At 56.2% G+C, this 18,258-nt stretch carries 22 protein-coding genes; 4 read left to right on the forward strand and 18 right to left on the reverse strand.

Annotated features, from left to right (window positions below; translation table 11 throughout):
- Nucleotides 1-125: 125 nt before the first annotated feature.
- The 9 genes from GA645_RS23645 to GA645_RS23695 form a co-directional block, all read right to left on the reverse strand.
- Complete coding sequence (locus GA645_RS23645) at nt 126-1,343, reverse strand: zonular occludens toxin domain-containing protein (protein ID WP_152226005.1); 1,218 nt, start codon at nt 1,341-1,343, stop codon at nt 126-128.
- A 12-nt stretch (nt 1,344-1,355) separates the two neighbouring features.
- On the reverse strand, nt 1,356-1,682 hold the full coding sequence (locus GA645_RS23650) for a DUF2523 domain-containing protein (RefSeq protein WP_152226007.1): 327 nt from the start codon (nt 1,680-1,682) through the stop codon (nt 1,356-1,358).
- The gene (locus GA645_RS29125; RefSeq protein WP_256676007.1) at nt 1,682-3,154 is read right to left on the reverse strand and encodes a virulence factor TspB C-terminal domain-related protein; all 1,473 of its coding nucleotides are present in this window, start codon (nt 3,152-3,154) and stop codon (nt 1,682-1,684) included. Before GA645_RS29125 ends, GA645_RS23650 begins: the two co-directional genes overlap by 1 nt.
- A gap of 151 nt (nt 3,155-3,305) precedes the next feature.
- Nucleotides 3,306-3,536 (reverse strand): major capsid protein, encoded by a 231-nt coding sequence (locus GA645_RS23660; protein ID WP_152226009.1) that lies wholly within the window; start codon nt 3,534-3,536, stop codon nt 3,306-3,308.
- Between the two features lie 13 nt (nt 3,537-3,549).
- Nucleotides 3,550-3,762, reverse strand: coding sequence for a hypothetical protein (locus GA645_RS23665; RefSeq protein WP_152226011.1), 213 nt, complete (start codon nt 3,760-3,762; stop codon nt 3,550-3,552).
- Between the two features lie 98 nt (nt 3,763-3,860).
- Complete coding sequence (locus GA645_RS23675; RefSeq protein ID WP_152226013.1) at nt 3,861-4,286, reverse strand: DNA-binding protein; 426 nt, start codon at nt 4,284-4,286, stop codon at nt 3,861-3,863.
- Between the two features lie 232 nt (nt 4,287-4,518).
- Complete coding sequence (locus GA645_RS23680) at nt 4,519-4,725, reverse strand: hypothetical protein (protein ID WP_152226015.1); 207 nt, start codon at nt 4,723-4,725, stop codon at nt 4,519-4,521.
- Nucleotides 4,726-4,728: 3 nt separating this feature from the next.
- Entirely contained in the window at nt 4,729-5,076 is a 348-nt protein-coding gene (locus GA645_RS23685) for a DUF5447 family protein (protein ID WP_152226017.1), read from the reverse strand.
- Between the two features lie 214 nt (nt 5,077-5,290).
- The gene (locus GA645_RS23695) at nt 5,291-5,563 is read right to left on the reverse strand and encodes a DNA-binding protein (RefSeq protein WP_152226021.1); all 273 of its coding nucleotides are present in this window, start codon (nt 5,561-5,563) and stop codon (nt 5,291-5,293) included.
- Nucleotides 5,564-6,039: 476 nt separating this feature from the next.
- Here GA645_RS23695 and GA645_RS23705 point away from each other — a divergent pair, with 476 nt between their 5' ends.
- Nucleotides 6,040-6,852 carry an FRG domain-containing protein gene (locus GA645_RS23705; RefSeq protein ID WP_178119590.1) on the forward strand — a complete coding sequence of 271 codons (813 nt, stop codon included), beginning with the start codon at nt 6,040-6,042 and terminating at the stop codon, nt 6,850-6,852.
- An 81-nt stretch (nt 6,853-6,933) separates the two neighbouring features.
- Nucleotides 6,934-7,941 (forward strand): DUF262 domain-containing protein, encoded by a 1,008-nt coding sequence (locus tag GA645_RS23710; protein WP_178119591.1) that lies wholly within the window; start codon nt 6,934-6,936, stop codon nt 7,939-7,941.
- Between the two features lie 117 nt (nt 7,942-8,058).
- On the opposite strand, the gene GA645_RS23715 is transcribed toward GA645_RS23710, so the two are convergent.
- Entirely contained in the window at nt 8,059-8,478 is a 420-nt protein-coding gene (locus GA645_RS23715) for a very short patch repair endonuclease (RefSeq protein WP_152226027.1), read from the reverse strand.
- Nucleotides 8,479-8,480: 2 nt separating this feature from the next.
- Nucleotides 8,481-9,515 carry a hypothetical protein gene (locus GA645_RS23720; protein WP_152226030.1) on the reverse strand — a complete coding sequence of 345 codons (1,035 nt, stop codon included), beginning with the start codon at nt 9,513-9,515 and terminating at the stop codon, nt 8,481-8,483.
- A gap of 318 nt (nt 9,516-9,833) precedes the next feature.
- Here GA645_RS23720 and GA645_RS23725 point away from each other — a divergent pair, with 318 nt between their 5' ends.
- The gene (locus tag GA645_RS23725; protein ID WP_152226031.1) at nt 9,834-10,997 is read left to right on the forward strand and encodes a DNA cytosine methyltransferase; all 1,164 of its coding nucleotides are present in this window, start codon (nt 9,834-9,836) and stop codon (nt 10,995-10,997) included.
- 229 nt (nt 10,998-11,226) lie between these two features.
- Here GA645_RS23725 and GA645_RS23730 read toward each other — a convergent pair whose 3' ends face one another.
- Both GA645_RS23730 and GA645_RS23735 read right to left on the reverse strand, forming a co-directional pair.
- On the reverse strand, nt 11,227-12,087 hold the full coding sequence (locus tag GA645_RS23730; RefSeq protein ID WP_152226033.1) for a hypothetical protein: 861 nt from the start codon (nt 12,085-12,087) through the stop codon (nt 11,227-11,229).
- A gap of 154 nt (nt 12,088-12,241) precedes the next feature.
- Nucleotides 12,242-12,748 (reverse strand): hypothetical protein, encoded by a 507-nt coding sequence (locus GA645_RS23735; protein WP_152226035.1) that lies wholly within the window; start codon nt 12,746-12,748, stop codon nt 12,242-12,244.
- 239 nt (nt 12,749-12,987) lie between these two features.
- Here GA645_RS23735 and GA645_RS23740 point away from each other — a divergent pair, with 239 nt between their 5' ends.
- The gene (locus GA645_RS23740; protein WP_152226037.1) at nt 12,988-13,236 is read left to right on the forward strand and encodes a DNA-binding protein; all 249 of its coding nucleotides are present in this window, start codon (nt 12,988-12,990) and stop codon (nt 13,234-13,236) included.
- A gap of 150 nt (nt 13,237-13,386) precedes the next feature.
- Here the strand turns inward: GA645_RS23740 and GA645_RS23745 are convergent, their stop codons facing one another.
- The 5 genes from GA645_RS23745 to can form a co-directional block, all read right to left on the reverse strand.
- Complete coding sequence (locus GA645_RS23745) at nt 13,387-14,709, reverse strand: hypothetical protein (RefSeq protein ID WP_152226039.1); 1,323 nt, start codon at nt 14,707-14,709, stop codon at nt 13,387-13,389.
- A 54-nt stretch (nt 14,710-14,763) separates the two neighbouring features.
- Nucleotides 14,764-15,624, reverse strand: a complete 861-nt coding sequence (locus GA645_RS23750) for a restriction endonuclease (RefSeq protein ID WP_152226041.1) — start codon at nt 15,622-15,624, stop codon at nt 14,764-14,766.
- Nucleotides 15,625-15,743: 119 nt separating this feature from the next.
- Nucleotides 15,744-16,436, reverse strand: a complete 693-nt coding sequence (locus GA645_RS23755; protein ID WP_152226043.1) for an SOS response-associated peptidase — start codon at nt 16,434-16,436, stop codon at nt 15,744-15,746.
- 86 nt (nt 16,437-16,522) lie between these two features.
- Nucleotides 16,523-17,521 carry an isocitrate/isopropylmalate dehydrogenase family protein gene (locus GA645_RS23760; protein ID WP_152226044.1) on the reverse strand — a complete coding sequence of 333 codons (999 nt, stop codon included), beginning with the start codon at nt 17,519-17,521 and terminating at the stop codon, nt 16,523-16,525.
- A gap of 77 nt (nt 17,522-17,598) precedes the next feature.
- Nucleotides 17,599-18,243 (reverse strand): carbonate dehydratase, encoded by a 645-nt coding sequence (gene can, locus GA645_RS23765; protein WP_152226047.1) that lies wholly within the window; start codon nt 18,241-18,243, stop codon nt 17,599-17,601.
- Nucleotides 18,244-18,258: the final 15 nt, after the last annotated feature.

Below are 18,258 nucleotides of genomic sequence, written 5' to 3' on the forward strand. Positions count from 1 at the left end.
AGGTTTATTGAGGTGGGTGATCGATAGTTATCCGACGTGTTACAGGGTCGTCGGCCGCGCCGCCGAGCGCCGTTTGCGGTTGGCCTCGTGCCTCGGCTCAATCCGCAAAACGGCGCCGCCGCGCGCTAATTGCTACGCCAGGGCCGGGATGGGTACTCGCTGTCGGGGATGATGGTTACCGTCGGCCTGGCGGGCTGTGCTTCGGCCTGTAGCCGCTCGCCGGGAATCGGTGGAGGGGGCGCTGTGGCCAGGGCTGGCTGCTGCCCCGAGCGCGGGTCGAGGCCGTTGCGGTCGGGCAGCGTGGGATCGAAGTAACCGTCCTTGGCGACGGTCAGGCAGAAGTCGAAGGCCGTGGCGACTTTGGTGCCCTGCTGCGTGTAGCACTGGCAGGACTTGCCATCCTTCACGGTCTGTTGCGGTCGCCGGGCCACGAGGCGCGGGTCGCTGGTGGACAGGCAATACAGGCGCGGGTGGGCCACGGGCTTGGTCAGCTCGTCGTAAACCGGCGCCGATGACGGCAGGTCGGGCACGCGGGGCTGGCGGCGTTCCAGGTACTGCGCGGGAGTGATGGCTTTGGCCTCGCCGTCGCCCGTTGCCTTGATCAGCGAGGTGACCGCCGAGGACACCTGATCGACCATGCCCTTGTCCGCCGTGCCGTTCGGTGCGGTTGCGTCAGCCGCCGCGCCTGCTGGAGTGGCGGCCTTGCTGCCATCCGCATAGCGCTCGTAGGCGCGGTACACCATGAAGGCTGCGCCGATGATCACCGCCAGCGCCAGGATCATTTTCTTTGGCGGCTTGAAGGCGAAGTGGTGATTGGCCTTGGTACTGGTGTAAACGCCGAAGTACTTCTTATCGAGCTTGAGGGTGGTCTTGTCGGCGTCCTTAAAGCTGGTCTTCTTCTCGACGGCCTCGATCACGGCTTCCGATTCGAAGCGCAGCAGCTGCTGGCTCTTGAATACCCGCCAGTAGTGGATGTGGCCGTTGCACAGGCGGCGCAGGTGCACATCGATGTAGCGCGGGTCCTGGGTGACCAGATGCACTTCGTGGCCTTGGTGCCGCATGATCTCGAAGCGGCTGATGTGCTCCGGCGGTTTCTGCCGGGGGTCGCGCACACCGAACCAGCCCTGGGCCTCGTCCACGACGATGATCGCGTCGGGCGGCAGTTCGTACCATTTGTACGGGTCGTCGAACTCGAACCACGCCGCTTGCAGTTGGTCGGTCTTGAGGCCGGCGACGTTGTGGTAGTAGACCACCCGGCCTTCCTTGTGGGCCTTCTGATCGACTTCGCGGATGGTGTTGAGGGTCTTGCCGTGGCCGGGTTTGCCGGTGCGGATATAGAGCATGGCCGGTCCCCCTTAGGCGTTGATGTAATCGCGGTCCGGGGGATTCCAGACCTGTTTACGCTTACGGTCGGCGGCCTTGTCCAGACCGGAGAGCACCATGCGGGTGACCACGGCTGACAAATACATGTTGATGCATACATCGACATTGGCGAGACCAAGAATCTGCTGAATGACGATGCCAGCAGCTCCGGCCTTCGACTGGATATAGCTGCGCACTAGATCCAGCAGGAGGTTGGAGCCGACGTAGGCGACGAAGCCGACACCGAGCATGCGCATGACCATCTTCACCAGCGGGCCGACGATCATGATCAGCAGTTGCACCAAGAACAGGTATTGCATCATTCACCTCCAAAGGCGCGGCCCACGTAGAGCGCGCAGAACACACTGGTGCCAATGAGAAGCAGGACTCCGAGATCGGAAGCGGCAGCACATAGCGGCGCGTAGGTAAACGCGAAGGTGCGTCCGCCGTTGGTTCTCAGGGAAAAGGTTTTGTCGGTCGGGCAACTGGAAGGCAGGAAACGCGTGCCGCTGTTGAGGAAGGACGGGGCTTCGACTTCGAGGTCGTCGGTGAGCTGGAACTTGTCGCCTTTCACCGCCGCTTCGATCTGGCCTTTGTTCTTCTCGAAGTCGCCCTGCTTTTCCACCTCGCAGCGCAGCTTCTTTTGCTGCTCCACCATGGCGCAGTCGATGGCGTCGCCCGAGCACTGCACCGACGCATCGCAGTCGTCAGTGCCGGAGACTTCGCGCTCGGGCTCTTCCTCCTCTTCCTTGTCGTCCTTACCTTCCTCGCCGGGCTTGTCGCTGGCCTTGCAGCCGCTGCCCGTGCAGGTGGAGGACTCGCCGCCGGAGGTGCCATCGGCGTTGGTCTTGCTGGTGCCGTTGGTGACGCTGGTGGTCGAGGAACAGGCGTTGACGCCACTGCAATTGGTGGTGGTGGTCGTGGTCGTCGTGCTGGTGGTCGAAGAGCCGTCACTGGCGGTCTGTTCGCTGACTTCGGTCTTCGTTTCGGTTTGCTTCTGGGTCGGGCTGGGCTTGCCCTCTTTGCAACCGAAGACGCCGTTAACCTCGCCGCACTGCATGCTGCCCGGCTCTTTGAAGGTGTCCGTGGCAAGGCAGCTGTAATGGACGCGCCCCTCGGCATCGGTGACCTTGTTGGTGCACTCGTTGGACTTCTCGCGGGTGGGCAACGCAGCGGGCGGGGTATTGGGCGTAGGATCGGAGTTCGGGCAAGCGACACCGTTGCCCTTGTAGCGGAAGACGCAGAAGCCAGAGTTCTGATCGCCGCCTTCCATGAAGCGATAACAGCGGCTGGGGGCCTCGCCGGTCGAGGCGTACTGGCAGGAGCCCTGGCACAGACTGCCCGGCGGCTCGGTGCGAGTGTTCTGCAGAACGACGCCGCCTTGGCTGAGGGCGCCGATCTTGTGTTGATGCTCGACCATCTGGCCGATGGTGGCTTCACATTTGTCCGGCTCGGGGGCTTTGCATTCGCCCACTGTCGCGTCATACACCTTGGGGGCGGTGCAGCCATTACCAACGCGCTTCATGTCCCACTCAACCACCTTAACGGCGCCGGTTGAGACACGCGTTTCGTTAAGGCGGCATTTCCCGGTAACGCCGGAAACTGAATGGGACGCCACCTCATAGGTGTATCCAAGTGCGATGCGATTTGAGGCAACCGCAAGCAGATCGCATGTTGTACTGGGCGACGGCGACTTGGTGCTGGCCTCACGGCCGACGACTACCCAGTAATAGTCTTCCGCATACACGGCCGTAGAAGTCAGGACCAGGAGAAGAAGAACCAGCGCGCGCACGGTTCACACCCGCCCAAAGAGCACCACGACGAATGCCAGGGTGGTGACGATGAGAACGAACCATTGAATGGACATCGCGGTTACTCCAGAGAAAAAGAACCCCGCCGGAGCGGGGTTCAGTGCTTCGGCTGATCAGGCCGGTGGGTGGCGGTTACAGGGCGCGGCGCATGTACTTGAACGCCGCAGCGGCGACCAGCACGGCGAACACGGCCCAGCCGATGGTGCTGGTGTCCTCACCGGCGGTAGTCAACGCCTTGGTGGCATCGGCCGGGACCGCAGCCATGACGACGCCAGCGGTGCCGAGGGTCAGAGTTGCGACAGCGGCGGCCTTGCGACCGAACGCCGAAGCGCTGTTCTTCAGATGGCCTTTCAGTTGGTTCATGGGTGTTACCTCACTACTTGAGCAGTCGTTTCAGGACCAGAAAGCCGAAGGCGATGGCAAAGAGTCCGAGCACATCCCCGCGAATCTCGGCGACCTGTTCCCAGGTGAGTGCAGAGCCAACCTCGCTCTGCATTTCCTCGCGGGTGAAGACCTTCAGGGTGCCGGTGCAGATGGCGGAACCATCGGCACCGAGCGCCCAGCGGCCATCACAGGCGAGAAAATTCATAGGAAGCTCGCCACGCCATCGACCCAGCCCCAGGCGTACCCAGCGGCGAGGCCAACCACGAACAGGGAGAGGTATCGAGTCATGGCCGCGCTCCCGGATTAGTTCTTGGGCGATTCGCCGGGCTTGTCAGCGCTGGGTTTGTCGCTAACGGGCTGCGCTGCCGGGCGTTGGGTGGGCTGCTGCACGGCGGGCTGACGCGGCGCAGCGGCCTCTTTGCCCACGCTCAGCAGCTCGGTCAGGAATTGGGTATTGGTGGTACGGCCGAAGCGGTCCTGGGTCGGGCGGACGACGCTGGCGAACTTGCACAGCACCGGGGAGCCGGCGAAGACGATCCCGTCGAGCAGGGTCGGATCAATGCTGTATTCGCTGATCTCGAAGCCCTTGGCGTTACCGCGAGCGCCGTCGGGGATCGGGGAAATGGCCTGGACGCTGGCGTAGATTTCGCCGGTCTTGGTCGAGGTGTAGGTGTCGGTCTTGGTGACCCACAGTTCGACTACGCCGCCAGTGGTCGCAAACATGTTCATGTGAAGCTCCTTTTGCCTTTTTCGGGCATGAGTTGGCCCGCTGCTGCAAATTGGGCGCGTTGGTGGCCGTCTTTCAGCGGGTGTGGTGGTGCCTTGGGTTTACGGGTGGTAAGTGGCTGGGAGAGCGAAGATCAACGTCGTAAGGGCGCTGCCCTTACCATCCCGCTCTCGCCGCCGAGGGCTCAGGAGCGCGGGGCGGTGGAGCTGCCCCACTCTCCCGAGCTGAGGCTATTCAGGGGGGAGCGCGGTCAAGGGTGCGCTTCGCCCGGCGCTCCGTTTGACCGAACGATGAAGCGTGTTCGGACAAGCCGGTGCGGCGGCCCCTGACCTGATCGGCCCAGGCGGGGATGGTGTGGCGAGCGTGGTAACGGCCCACCATCAGCGCGTAGGCGATGAGCAGCAGCCAGAAGATCAGGTGCGGGATAGGGTTAGTGACCACGGTTCAGCCCTCCCACTCGAACGGTTCGTGAATGGGCACGAAGGGCGTTGGCCTCCCGCTGTCGTACACAACGTGCCAGTACTTCGGCGGACGGAGCGCGGGCATGTGTTTGTCGCAGGTAAATCCCCGCTCCACACGATAGGTACTCGAAACCAGCCTCCAGACACCGGATACCAGATTCATAGTCCCAACGACCGTGAACACCCGCGTAGGGCGGCACTGGGTGCATCGTGTGGACGGGCTGGAGTGCTCCAGGGATGCCGGGGTTTGCAGAATTCGGTTCACGGCGCAGACAGAGCAGTCGCAGTCCGAAGCATGAGGATTGCCCAGGTACGCGCTGAAGAGACTCATGGTTCATGCCCTCACCCCGCGTACTCGGTAGCCCTGCAGGGCGCGTTCACGGGTCAAGCTCCAGGAGCGAGGAGCTTCCGCATCGGAGGGGAAGCAGGAGACGGCTTCATCAATCCACTGCTGGCATTCCACGCGGGAAGCGCCTTGATGAACGCGGTGCCAACGGCGCTGGCGGGTCGGACCATGGAAGGTGCACATCTCAACCAGATAGCGGTTACTCATCGTCGTAATCCCCTTGGCAGAAGATCGACTTACCCCGATCGAGGTCGCGGCGGATTTTATGGAGGTTGATGACGCGGCGGCGGCCGATCTTGGCGGTCGGCACGGTCTTGGTTTCGACCCAGCCGCGCACTACGTCTTCGGTGATCTCTTCCAGGCCCAGCATCTGAGCGAATACCGCCTGGGAGCAGAACGGAGCGGTACGGAAATCCGTGACCTTTTCCATCGCGCCTGTGACGGTGAACCCCACTATTCCAGACTCTTCCATACGAAATCCCTATAATCGGGTCAGACGTAACCAGCACTCGACTGGAGTAAAATTTACTCACGAGTAAAAGCTACTCCCACAACCATGGGGAGTAAAGGTTACTCAGAGTGAGAAATGTCTATGGATTCTGTACGAAATAGGGCATTACAACTGATCCGAACGGTAGGTCCTAAGCATCTCAGCGAGCTTGGAGGAAAGAACTACGACCGCTGGAGAAATATCAGCGGTGGGAAGATCAGGATCAGTACCGAGGAAGTCGGCATATTGGCTGATGCATATCCTCATTTTGCTCTTTGGCTGATCTCTGGAAAAATTGAGCCAGAACACGGGCATCGCAGCCCCGAATATGACGAGGCTAACCGAAACTTACCCGGACCAAGTGCTGAATAGCGGTTACTAGTAAAGTGACGAGGCGTTGGTACGCCCGACAGTCAAATGGGCCTTATGACTAGCCCTATCTGCATGGGACATGGAACGTGGCAAAGCTAAAAGAAAGAAAAATTGCAAAATTCTCCGAATACATAAAGTACATAGAAGAACGGCAAGAAAACACCACCTCCCCTCTTTGGTTTAGGGGGGCCAATGATAGTACTCACCATCTCACGCCTGGGCTATATCGCCATAAGAAGTCCAAAACAGTAGAAGCCCTTTCCAAGCTTGAGGTTGAGTTAATTTCGAGATTCAAGCAAAGAAGTGTTCCTTTCACGGATAGAACATTCCCAAGTGAATGGGAAACTCTTTTCTACATGCAACATTATCGCCTACCTACTAGACTTCTTGATTGGACAGAAAATCCATTCATTGCTTTCTATTTCGCTATAAGCAACTCGGCTTACAGCTATCAAAATGATCAGCCCGTATTCTCGAAAGACGCAACTGTATGGGTGCTGGACCCAGTCACATGGAATCGTCACGCTCTCGCTCATCAAACCTATGATAGAGAAATCCTGCAATCAATTGATGAAGAGATGAAAGGGTACGCCCCGACCACCTCAATATCAAAAATGAACAACCAACCGGTTGCGCTGTATGGAACCCACAATAGCCCGAGAATAGTGGCTCAGCGCGGCGTCTTTACGATATTTGGTCAAAACACGAAAGGCATGGACGAGACTTTTTCTACGGAAAAGTTTCCAGCCGACTCTTTAGTAAAGCTAATTATCCCTAAAGAATCTATACCCCTACTCAGGAAGTCACTCTTCTCGTATGGGTTCACCGAATCCGTAGTATATCCAGACCTAGATGGGCTCGCCCTCGAAATTAAGCGTTTCTTTGAGTTTGAGGTCTAAATAATGAGCGGCAATTTTCATATTCGACTAATGGACCCCAAGCCACTTACTTGGTGGAAAGCCAGAAAAAGCAAAATTGACATGAGCCCTCCCTATCAAAGGCGCGGGCGAATTTGGTCAAAGACTGACAAGGCGTATCTAATTGACTCAATTCTAAACGGATACGACATCCCAAAACTATATATGGCTGACTTTACCCTAGGGCAGAACTCTCGCCTAAACAAGAGCAAACTCCCCTACGCAATCATCGATGGCAAGCAACGACTAGAGGCAATCTTTGACTTTTTCGACAATGAACTCACGCTCAATGAAGATTTTGTTTTCCTCGAGAACCCAAGTCTGAAGCTAGGCGGCCTTGGCTATAAGGACCTTTCCTCAAACCACGGAGAGGTTGCAGAGCTATTTGACTCATTTGCATTAACAATAATGTCTGTCCATGCTGATGATGAGGCCCCCATCAATGAACTATTTATTCGACTAAACAGAAACAAACCGCTAACCGGTGCCGAAATTCGAAACGCAATGAACGGACCGGCACCAGAAGTAATAAGAAACATATGCGAACATGATTTCTTCATAAACAATATAGGATTTTCAGTTAAGCGCGGAGCAGATTTGAACACAGCAGCCAAGCTGCTGAAATTCGAGTTTGACTCAAAAATCGCCGAAACAAAAAAGAAAGTTCTTGACGATTTTGTACAGAAAATCGAAGGCGACTATGAAAAAGACAAGCTAGAGCTTGCATTAAGAAGAACAAATGAAAACCTAGATATTATGGCGGAGGTTTTCCTGCCAAGAGATAAGCTTTTGACAAGCGCGGGACTTGTGCCAGTTTACTACTGGTTCTGCCGAGCCCATAAAGAAGACTATTACAACATCAGAGAATTTCTTGTTAATTTCGAAACTAACAGGAAGCTAAACAGAAATGAAATTTCCGGATCAAGCAAAAGCATTACAATAGAAGAAAGCAATTTTTACTCAGCATTTGACAATCTCAACAGAAGCACAAACGACTACCAAAGCCATTTGGGGCGTGTAGAAATTCTGGACAAGATATATTCCAGATGGAGAATTAAAAAAGCGAAGTAATTAGAGCTTAAATTCCATAAAGAAAAATTAAAGTGGGGCCAAAGATCCCGCCCCACTTATCTCAATAAAAAACGCCCTAAACGGAAGTCAAACCTCCGTTGAAATCTTTCGACACTCTTATTTACCCCCCACCTCTCTCGCCAGTGTTTTCACAATCTCTCTAACACATGCTTCCACATCACCGTTAACCTCGTGCTCCCAGAATCTAACTACAATCCACCCCATGCCTTCTAATTGATCATCAACACGCCTATCACGCTTCACATTTTCATTTAGCTTTAAGCACCAAAACTCTGAGTTCCCTTTTGGCGTAGTGGAATGCAAAGGGCACCGATGCCAGAAGCATCCGTCAACAAACACGGCCAGCCTACGAGCAACAAATACAATATCTGGTTTGCCTGGAAGTTTAACTTTAAGTCGATACCTAAGACCTGCAGCCCAAAGTCTTCGCCGCAGAAGCATCTCTGGCCCTGTATCTCGCGATCGGACCCTAGACATACAACATTTCCGTTGCTCTGGCGTCAGAACATCAGCCATCTTCAGATAAGCCTATCCAGACTCTCCATCAGTTCATCAAAGCTACTAACTGCAGCAGGAGCACCACTTACAATGTTAGACAGATTGTAGGCACCAAGTAGCAAGCCCTGATTGTGCATCGTACTGAGGCCATTGTGCGTAGTTCCGCGACTTGTTTTTCCGGTAAACATCTCTTCCGAGATCAAAGTACCAAAGAAGAGGCGACCTCGATCAACATTTTCAGCCATCCAGGTCCTTAGGTGATTATATAACCCCGGAAGCCAGCTTTCCCAAGCATTGGAAAGATCCTTACGCCCTTTGATCTCGCCGACAGCCACCTCTATAGCTCTATTGAATATACGAATATCCGGACGATCACCACCGCTCACGAACTCGAAACGCAACGTGGTATCTATGCGAATTCTCTTTACATCTCCAACTGCCACTGCGGAACTATAAAGACTCCACTCCTCACTCTCGAAATCAACCTCGGCCTCAACAGTTCGCCCTTTTTTCTCGAACCATTGAATTATCAAGGTTTTCAGGAGGTCTACCGCGTCGTTACCTCCAATATTTTGACTTTGCCCAATTACCCGGCCGCCCAAGATCATCAAAACAACTGACAATGCAAGCTGCGTCGTTCGCTCAGCATTCGTTGGAAATTGAGAGTCAATTTCAAAATTTATCCATTCTGAAAAAGCCTCCAGCTGCACCAGTGGAACGCTTCCACCCTCACGAAGCTTTTTGACTAAGCCTTCAACCTTCCGAGTTAAGCCGAACTGCCCATATCGCTTAGGGATATTCCGAAGTGTCTTAATTGAATACCCGGCAAGGCTTACGTACCAGTCCGCGGCGATAGGTTGCCCCTCCAAGATCGAGGGGGTGCAGTGGTAAAGCCCTCCTATAGCCTCTAGTTCCAAAGATAAAGCTTGGAAGGCTTTGTAGTTCTTTACAATAAGATCAACTTTTCGCTCGCGATCCAGAATCCACGCAGACTCTTCATCACCGCCCAATAAGACATCCCGGTCTGCGAACGTCAACTCCGTTAGATAAGTCATAGATCGCTCAGTTACTATCCTTAGCTGCTGAATCCGGCTGTTTTGTATTTCTATTAACTGCCTGGAGAATCACCCTTCTCGCCCAAGTCGATGTATCTAAGTGGTCCTCTTCCGCAGCCCTTCGAATCTTCAGAAGGTCTTCCGGTGAAACCCTGATTTGCAGAAATTCTGTTTTTGCCATCTTTGCCTCGCCAGCGGGCGCCGTAACACATCGTCACACGGATAGTATTCCTCCCTCCCCTTGCGCGCAGTCTCACAATGTGTTACGGTGGCACAATGCGCTATTTCTGCGCGACTTTCTCTTGTAGGGCTTACCTGATGCGTTGGACTGTTGTTGATCTCTTTTCAGGCTGCGGTGGAATGAGCTACGGCTTCCACAGCCATAAGAATCATTTCCAGATCATCGGTGCTGTTGATCTGCAAAAAGGAAAGCCGGGGAAGGGTAAGAGCCCTGGTTCGTCGACTGAGTGCAACCCTACGTACAAGAGAAACATCGGTGTCGAGCCCAAGAATGCTGACATCAGCCTGCTTTCCCCCGCGGACTATCGAGCAGAACTGGGCCTGCGTCGCGGTGAGCTTGATGTCTTGATCTCCTGCGCCCCCTGCACTGGGTTCTCTCAGAAGAACGCAAGAAACCACGTCGAGGATGACCCCAGAAATCAGCTCGTCGCAAAGACAGCCGATTTCGTGGAAGAGCTGATGCCAGAATTCCTAGTCATGGAGAACGTCAAAGAACTCCTACAGGGCAATCAGAAGCATCACTTTGAAGTCCTACTGAACCGCCTTGAAAAAGACCTCAACTACAAGGTGTGGTTCGATGTACATGACCTTGCTGACTTCGGCCTCCCCCAACGCCGCATCAGGTTTCTCATGATTGCCCGTCGAGAAGGCCATTTGTCAGGACTACCGGAGCTCAACCATCAGCATAAGAGCGTGAGGGATACAATTGCTCATCTCCCTTCCATAGCGGCCGGCGAGCAGCATCCACTGGACCCAATGCATGTCGCCCCAGGTAACACAGTGAAAGTCCTTGATCGAATTCGAGCGACACCAAAGGATGGTGGCTCTTGGGCCGATATTATGAACAGCCCGAGCTATAGCGACGAGGAGAAGCGGTACCTGCTAATTCCAGCAATGTTCAGAGCACGGCCAGGGTCATTCCCGGATGTCTATGGGCGCTTATGGTGGGACCGCCCCGCCATCACGATTACGCGGGAATGCGGACACACAGGGAACGGAAGATACCTTCATCCAGAGCAAGACCGGCTCTTGAGCGTCAGAGAGATGGCTCTGCTGCAGGGCTTCCCTGCTGATTATCATTTCGAAGGGAGACTGGCGGCAAAATACAACCAGATTGGCGACTCTGTTCCCCCTCTCATTTCAAGACAAATTGCCGCACACATCATTGCCCTGAAAGAAGCACGCCCGGAATCACGCCCATCCCAAAGCATTTTGACTCAGCACAACTTGGCTCTTGCCTAAGCTGGTGACTACATCGAGGGTTTTCGCTGGAACGCCAGGTTGAAGCGAGGTTGCGGCACGCTTGAAACGCTCAATCTACGGCCATTCAAGGCTGGATAAGGAGCGTCTCATGCGATTCATAATGCTGATGTCCCAGGTTCAAGTCCCGGTGTAGCCACCATATATCGAAAGGGGTTTAGCGAAAGCTAAACCCCTTTTCTTTTGCCTGCGGGAAAGTGGCGGCCTTGTCTCACACGAGCTGTTGCTTCGGTGGTAGCGCCCTCAACAGCATCTCAGCCTGATCGTCTTGCAGCGACTCCTCCAGCCAATCTCTAGCTGTCAGATTCCACCCCAAATCGCCATCAAGCGGGCGGAAGAAAATGTCCTCTGGGTACCAAAGTAAACCGCTCGCTTCCGAGGTGAGGTCACTGGCGAAGCCATTCCCCTCGTCAAGCGCAGCAAGGTGCTTAGCAGCAAGCACATGGCCTGACATAAAGATTCGGTAATGCAGGGCCAGTGCGACTATCTGCAGAAGATGGACGACACAGGGGGAATGTTCGAAGTGATGCCCCTCGGTGAGGTAATAGGTTCGATGGAAGCTCTCGCCGTCTAACTGCGCAAACTCCTGTGTCAGTAGCACAACGAAAGTGCCACGGCTTTCGCTCAGCGGACGGCCATCCTGCTTGTAGAAATGCAATTGATAGCGCTCGGCAAGGCCCACCGCGTCGTCCTCGCTGGCCGCCTCCCTTTCTCGAAAGAACGTCGTCAGCTCAGATATGTGCTTGTAAGAGTGAATTCGACGATGTGGTTCACTCCCCCTCCCCCGGACCCAAAGTGGATCTAGAGCAAGCATCGCTGTGGTCCAGGGCGAGATCTGGCTCAGATGCCTCTTCAGTTCGTTAACGTCCCCCAGGACCGCAGGCGACGCTTTATGCCCTAAGGCCTCCGGCAACAGCCGGGCAACCTCATTCGGCGCTAGCCCGTGCGCCTGGAAAGCGTCAATGACTCTTTGCGCCTCCAGACGGAACGCGTCTGTCCGATAGCTCCGCTCCGCGCGGATATCCCGGCCCAGCTTGAATGCAGATACCAGCCAGTCAAAGATATTGATCACAACAAAGTCCCTTTTGCCTATCAGCTCGCGGATAGTAGTCCGGCAGATTGCATCTTGGAATCAGTGATCGACGCGTTCTAAAGCGGGTGCCAAGCACAGGCGTGCAGTGCAGGACTGCAGCTCAATAACAGCTGAGGCGTGAGAGCTTCGGCACTCAGAACTTCCACCGTTTCCGAAGCTCAATGAAGTCCCGCGCCGCCGCTTCCGTTGCGGTCAACCCCTGCTCCAGGGCGGGCAGCTTGTAGCGGGTTTCCTTACGGGTGATCGAGCCCGGCAGGCCGGGGGCAAGGTTGGTGACTTCCTGCTCGTAGTAGTTGAACACCCAGCCGCCGTGGATGAACGCATTGCGCTTGGCGCGGATGCGGTCCATCACTGCATACCACGCATTGAACTCGCGAAGGCACTCCGCCTCCCCGGCATGGCGACGCGCGATAACTTCCCGCAGCGCATCCATCTTTGCCTTCAGGGAAAGGCGCTCGATCAGCGGATTGAGGAGCACCGGCTCGCTTCCGCCTACCAGATGCCGCAGGCAGAGGTCCAGATTCAGCTCGAAGCGGGAAAGCTCCATGACAAGGCGGCCAATCAAGCTGCTGACTGCGGATTGAAGTTCGGCATCGGAGAAAGGCTGTGCCGGGATCGATCCCGCTTTAACTAGCGGCACAATGCGGCCCTCCCCTTCGAAGTCTGCATATGCACAGCCGAGCGCACCGCCAAGCGATTACGCGAGCGGGTAGCCCTTTCCACTCTCACCAATGCAGAGACGCGCACAACACCGGAAACTTCCATGCTCTCCCCCTATAATTCGGAACTTGGAACGGCGTGATTATGTGTTCTATAGACATGAACATAATACACATGCCGGAAACGCCGAACTTGTAGGATGCTTCTGGAAATCAACGAATGAGCGAAGGAATCTCGGCAAGAGGATTACGGCTACTGGACATGGCCAGCATCAAAAAGCTGACAGAACTGGGCAGCACGGACTATCTACGCTGGCAGAACATCAAGCGCGGAAAGGCGAGGCTGGGTGCCGATGAGGTTGAAATTCTCGGCAAAGCCTTTCCAAGCTATCGTTGGTGGCTCATGACGGGAGAGGTAAACCCTGAACTGAAACAATCCAGCCCAGATAGCGATGAGCCTGCTGGTTAATCAGCTCATACAGTTAACGAGTCCTTGATCTGCCGCCACAAAGATTAGAGCATATAAAATAAACCAGCCCTTTGGGCTATGCGTAAATAAAGGCAGCCAAGAAAATAAAATAGCCTCAAAATAGTTTCGAGGCTATATCCTCACTTTTAATCAAACAGATCTCTCTGCCTCATGATTGGCATCTTGAGTAGCGACAGATATCGGAGTTACCGAGGCCTCCCCCCCCAATTCTGCTTTATTAAGCTTATTCTTTGCCAGCTCTTTAACTGCCTCTACAAATCCTGGAATTGTTTTTGAGGCATCCTTTATTAAATCAGAAGCAAGCAGTTCGTGCCATGGGCTACCATGCGTTGCCTGTTCTACAAGTCTCAGAGGCAGTTCGTCAAACCTAGTCAATGCGGAAGCAAGCAAACTGGCCTCCATATTTTTATCAATCTTCGCAGCCTCTCTTCTAAACCCTTCGTACGCTCGCGAAATAGATGCCTTAAATGCGTAATCCTCAGAAAGTCTAAATCGATGCCCAATCTGTTTAGTAGAGAGCCAGGCAAACCAAATAGGTCCACCAACAGAGACTATGGAGAGGAAAATATTCAGAACCACCATCGACTGAGATACGTTTGGTTGAACCGCCAAATCAGTCAATCGATGCAATTGAATAGAACCAGCTACGCCCCCGACGACGAGGGCGAGAACCAAACCAGAGACCCATTTCCAAATCGAAGAATTGAGTTCTATAGAACGTTCATGAAACGCAGCAGCCAATCCAACAGAGGTAGCTGAAGAATATGCCGTCTCACAGCGGGATATAATATCATCCGCGTCTTTCTTGCTGTCTTTAAGCGACTTATCAGTATGGTCGGCGCTGTCACGAATCGACTTTATTCTAACTCGATCAGTGTCCGACTCCCCAAGCAATTTCTTAATTTTATCCCGATCCTCTTTTAACAACTCTATATCGGAAGGAAACTGCTCGGCAGCCTCATGAACCTCCTCAATCCTCTTGATCATCTCTTCCATTTGAGATGCGCGAGGGGTTAAGTCCTGAATACGAAGCTCCATAGCTCTAACTTCTCTCTGCAACTTTCTGAGAGACTTTGCCGCTTCAGACTTTAAATCCGACTCGAAAACCTCCGAAACCAAAGTCTCCCGCAGAATCTCTAGAGTTGATCGCAAAGCCGAAACCGCAGCACCTCCACTCCCCCAAATCTGCCCAACCGTATTCGTTCTAATAAATTTTATTCTAGCAATACTATTACTTAGATAAGCATCATAGCCATTGGTCTCATCACCAGCCTGATCAGCGATCAGACCAGAAACGCCACTAACATAGTCACGCAAATCTTCTCTATTAACCCCTGGAAAGCTCCAGTTCCCATGCGCAATATTTAGAGCTTCATCATTGGGAATCGCCGCGTATATTTCTGCGGAAAGAGCATCAAGCTCGTCCTTCAAACTCTTAAATAGCTCATGCATATGACTCTCCAGGGGAAAACCAATCAAGATAAATTAAAGTTCGAAAATATATTTTTATGGCGCCATAGCCCTGACGCCTCGACACACTGGAAATCTCGTACACCCCCAAAATTCGCTACCTGCATTAGGGCCACGCTTTGCCGTCCGCTTTGCCATTGCCGCATTGCAAATCGGACATGCAGGCACCGTTGCGAGAACGGACTCATTGAAGGGCTCGCCCCTGTATTTTTCCTGTGTCTCCGCTCGGGTATGGCCTGTAATCCACCGCCTCACCAACTCCCCATCCACCAACTGAATATTTCGCCCCTTCGCAAACTCCTTGGCATCATCTGTATAGGTACCGGACGTCACGACAAACCCACCCGAAGCCCCCTGCGCCGCCATCACGCCAAAGAACTCCCGAATTACCGTCACGCCAACCTTGATGGCGCGCCACTGTTTGCACTGGACGAGGTACTTGTCGCTGCCCATATGCAAGATGAGGTCAACACCACCGTCCGGGCCGTTGCCACCGGTTTCGGTGACGGTGAAGCCTTTCTGGCGGAAGACTTCGCTCACCAACTGTTCGAACTCGCGCCAGCTGATGCCATCGATGGTCTTTCCGGTTTCGGTGGCGCGGGCGACGTCGGCGGCGAGTTTCTTGCGCTTGGCGCGGCCGACGATGGAGCCGATAGCGCCAAGTACAAAGGCAGCGGGAATAAGGTATTGGAGGAACATCGCAAACGTGCGCCAGACCTGCCCGGTCATCGCGTCAGCAAGTTGCTGCGGATTAACGGTGGTGGGCGGTTTGCTTATGGCGTAGGGATGGAGGATCAGCCAGGCGCCGAGGGCGATCAGCAGGCTGGACCACCAGGGGAGGCGGCTGGCGATGAAGATGAGGTCTTCGAAAGCAGTGGTCTTTCTGCGGCGGGCCATTCGTGGCTCTCTTTGTTCGTCCATGAGGTGGCACAGGGCCACTCGCCCTCGACACTACCGCGCGATGCCTTAACCGTAAAGACTTCAGGGGCTTATCCAGGAGGCATTGTGCCGAACGGTCAGTCCGCGCTTTCGATCAACTCCACCGAATCATTCTTCGTGTCATTCACCCGCAACGACACCCTATGCCCTACCAAATCCTCCCGCGCATGGTGAATCAGGTCGCCCAGCGCTTCTCCGCGAGTAGCCGTGGATAGCCATTCCCCGAAGCTCTCCGGCGCCAGCACCACGGGCATGCGGTGGTGGATGTGTTCGAGGCTCGGTGCGGCGGATCTGGTCAGCAGGGCGCAGGAGAGGACGGGCTCGCCGTTCGGGTTTATCCACAGGGACCAGAGGCCGGCGAAGGCGATGACGGGGTCGGAGGGGCTGTGGATGAAGTACGGCTGGTGGACCTGGCGGCCGGCGGGGTTGCGCAGGGTTTCCTTTTCATTCCATTCGTACCAGCCCAGCGCGGGCATCAGGCAGCGGGTGCTGCGCAGGGCTTGGCGCCAGAGGGGTTTGCCGGCAGCTTCCTCGCTGCGGGCGATGAAGGCGTAGCGCGGCGGGGTGGATTCCTTCCACCAGGTGGGGATCAGGCCCCAGCGGGCGGGCAGCAGTTCGAGTTGGCCGCTTTCGTCCTGGCGCAGGATGGGCACGGTCATGGTCGGGGCGACGTTGTAGCAGGCTTCCAGCCAGCGCGGCGGCGTGCGGGCGCCGATGTGCCAGTAGCGTTCGATGGCAGCCTCTTCAGGGCTGACGTAGCGTCCGCACATGCCGGGCACCTTGGGGAGGATGGTGCTTTCAGCGTAGTTCCCGGCGGTGGTCAGCGGACATCGTGGTGACCGGCGAGATCGGCCAATCAGTTCAACCGCTGCAACACGCCCTGCCCGATCACCTTGGTGGTCTCCCCGCCGAAGTCCACACTCCCCTCCTCCCGCAGGAAGCCGTCCACCGCCGTATCAATGCGTTCGGCCAGCTCGGGCAGTTGCCAGTGATGACGCAGCAACATGCCGGCGCTGAGGATGGCCGCGAGCGGGTTGGCGCGGCCGCTGCCGGCGATGTCGGGGGCGCTGCCGTGGACGGGTTCGGCCAGTGCGATGCCGTGGCCGAGGTTCAGCGACGGGGCCACGCCGAGGCCGCCGCCCCAGTGGCTGGCGAGGTCGGAGAGGATGTCGCCGAAGAGGTTGGTGGTGACGATCAGGTCGAAGGATTCGGGGCGTTCCACCAGTTGCAGGGCGGCGACGTCGACCAGGCGTTCGTCGAGTACGTCGCTCCAGCCGTCCTCCACCAGCCGGTCGCGGCAGGTGTCGCGGAACAGGCCGCAGGTGAGCGGGAGGACGTTGGCCTTGTGCACCAGGGTGATGCGCCGGGCGCCGCGCTGGCGGGCGATGCGCGAGGCGTCGGCGGCCAGGCGGTCGCAGGCGGCGCGGGTGATGACCCGTTCGGCGATGGCCACGCCTTCGGATTCCCAGTGTTCGCGGCCGCTGTAGAGGCCTTCGCTGTTCTCGCGCAGGATCAGCAGGTCGACGCCCGGGTGGTGCGAGACGTGCGGGCGGCTGCGCACCGGGCGCAGGTTGAGGCCCAGCGCCAGTTCCTGGCGCAGGGTGAGGATGGCGCTGCGGTAGCCTTCGACGCGATGGCTGGGCGAGGAGACGGCGCCGAACAGGCCGGCGCCGCAGGCGCGCAGGCGGGCCAGGGTGGTGTCGGGCACCGAGACGCCGTGGCGTTCGAAGCAGTCCCAACCGGCTTCGGCCTCTTCCACACGCAGGTCGGGCAGCAGTCGCAGCAGTATCTGCACCGCCGCCGGCACCACTTCGCGGCCGATGCCGTCGCCGGGTATCACGCACAACCGATGCATCGCTGACCTCCGCGTGCCGTCTGTCCTTTCATGATCCGCCCTCGCTCCTCGCCGAGGGGAGCGGGCGGACGGTCGGCTCAGAATTGTTCGAGCGGGCGCAGGCGGTATTGAGGCGGCAGTTGGTCGAGGCCGCTGACGGTGACGTTGAGGTTCTTCCAGCGGCCGTCGTTGATGCCGTAGATGCAGCCGTGCACGGAGAGCGGCTGGCCACGGTGCCAGGCGTTCTGGACGATGCTGGTGTGGCCGACGTTGGCCACCTGCTGGATGACGTTGAGTTCGCAGAGACGGTCGACGCGGTCCTCTTCCTTCTCGAACTGGGCGAGGTGGTCGCGGAATTCGTAGGCGAGGTCGCGGATGGTGCGCAGCCAGCCGTCGATCAGGCCGAACTGGCGGTCCTGCAGTGCGGCGCGCACGCCGCCGCAGCCGTAGTGGCCGGTGACCAGGATGTGCTTCACCTTGAGTACGTCGACGGCGTACTGGATGACCGACAGGCAGTTGAGGTCGGTGTGCAGCACGACGTTGGCGACGTTGCGGTGGACGAACAGGTCGCCGGGCAGCATGCCGACGATCTCGTTGGCCGGCACGCGGGCGTCGGAGCAGCCGATCCACAGGTATTCCGGGGTCTGTTGCCGGGCCAGCTTGGCGAAGAAGTCAGGGTCTTCGCGCTTGATCGCTTCGGCCCAGCGTTCGTTGTTGTCGAACAGTTCCTGCAGATCGCTCATGGTCGGCTCCTCATC

The sequence above is a fragment of the Pseudomonas sp. SCB32 genome, assembly GCF_009189165.1.
Classification (GTDB): domain Bacteria; phylum Pseudomonadota; class Gammaproteobacteria; order Pseudomonadales; family Pseudomonadaceae; genus Pseudomonas.

Bases quoted from the DNA above. Each gene is read 5' to 3' on its own strand.
- GA645_RS23645 (WP_152226005.1), bottom strand. From the start codon at position 1,343: ATGCTCTATATCCGCACCGGCAAACCCGGCCACGGCAAGACCCTCAAC.
- GA645_RS23650 (WP_152226007.1), bottom strand. From the start codon at position 1,682: ATGCAATACCTGTTCTTGGTGCAACTGCTGATCATGATCGTCGGCCCG.
- GA645_RS23660 (WP_152226009.1), bottom strand. From the start codon at position 3,536: ATGAACCAACTGAAAGGCCATCTGAAGAACAGCGCTTCGGCGTTCGGT.
- GA645_RS23665 (WP_152226011.1), bottom strand. From the start codon at position 3,762: ATGAATTTTCTCGCCTGTGATGGCCGCTGGGCGCTCGGTGCCGATGGT.
- GA645_RS23675 (WP_152226013.1), bottom strand. From the start codon at position 4,286: ATGAACATGTTTGCGACCACTGGCGGCGTAGTCGAACTGTGGGTCACC.
- GA645_RS23685 (WP_152226017.1), bottom strand. From the start codon at position 5,076: ATGAGTCTCTTCAGCGCGTACCTGGGCAATCCTCATGCTTCGGACTGC.
- GA645_RS23695 (WP_152226021.1), bottom strand. From the start codon at position 5,563: ATGGAAGAGTCTGGAATAGTGGGGTTCACCGTCACAGGCGCGATGGAA.
- GA645_RS23710 (WP_178119591.1), top strand. From the start codon at position 6,934: ATGAGCCCTCCCTATCAAAGGCGCGGGCGAATTTGGTCAAAGACTGAC.
- GA645_RS23715 (WP_152226027.1), bottom strand. From the start codon at position 8,478: ATGGCTGATGTTCTGACGCCAGAGCAACGGAAATGTTGTATGTCTAGG.
- GA645_RS23720 (WP_152226030.1), bottom strand. From the start codon at position 9,515: ATGACTTATCTAACGGAGTTGACGTTCGCAGACCGGGATGTCTTATTG.
- GA645_RS23725 (WP_152226031.1), top strand. From the start codon at position 9,834: ATGCGTTGGACTGTTGTTGATCTCTTTTCAGGCTGCGGTGGAATGAGC.
- GA645_RS23740 (WP_152226037.1), top strand. From the start codon at position 12,988: ATGAGCGAAGGAATCTCGGCAAGAGGATTACGGCTACTGGACATGGCC.
- GA645_RS23745 (WP_152226039.1), bottom strand. From the start codon at position 14,709: ATGCATGAGCTATTTAAGAGTTTGAAGGACGAGCTTGATGCTCTTTCC.
- GA645_RS23750 (WP_152226041.1), bottom strand. From the start codon at position 15,624: ATGGCCCGCCGCAGAAAGACCACTGCTTTCGAAGACCTCATCTTCATC.
- GA645_RS23755 (WP_152226043.1), bottom strand. From the start codon at position 16,436: ATGTGCGGACGCTACGTCAGCCCTGAAGAGGCTGCCATCGAACGCTAC.
- GA645_RS23760 (WP_152226044.1), bottom strand. From the start codon at position 17,521: ATGCATCGGTTGTGCGTGATACCCGGCGACGGCATCGGCCGCGAAGTG.
- can (WP_152226047.1), bottom strand. From the start codon at position 18,243: ATGAGCGATCTGCAGGAACTGTTCGACAACAACGAACGCTGGGCCGAA.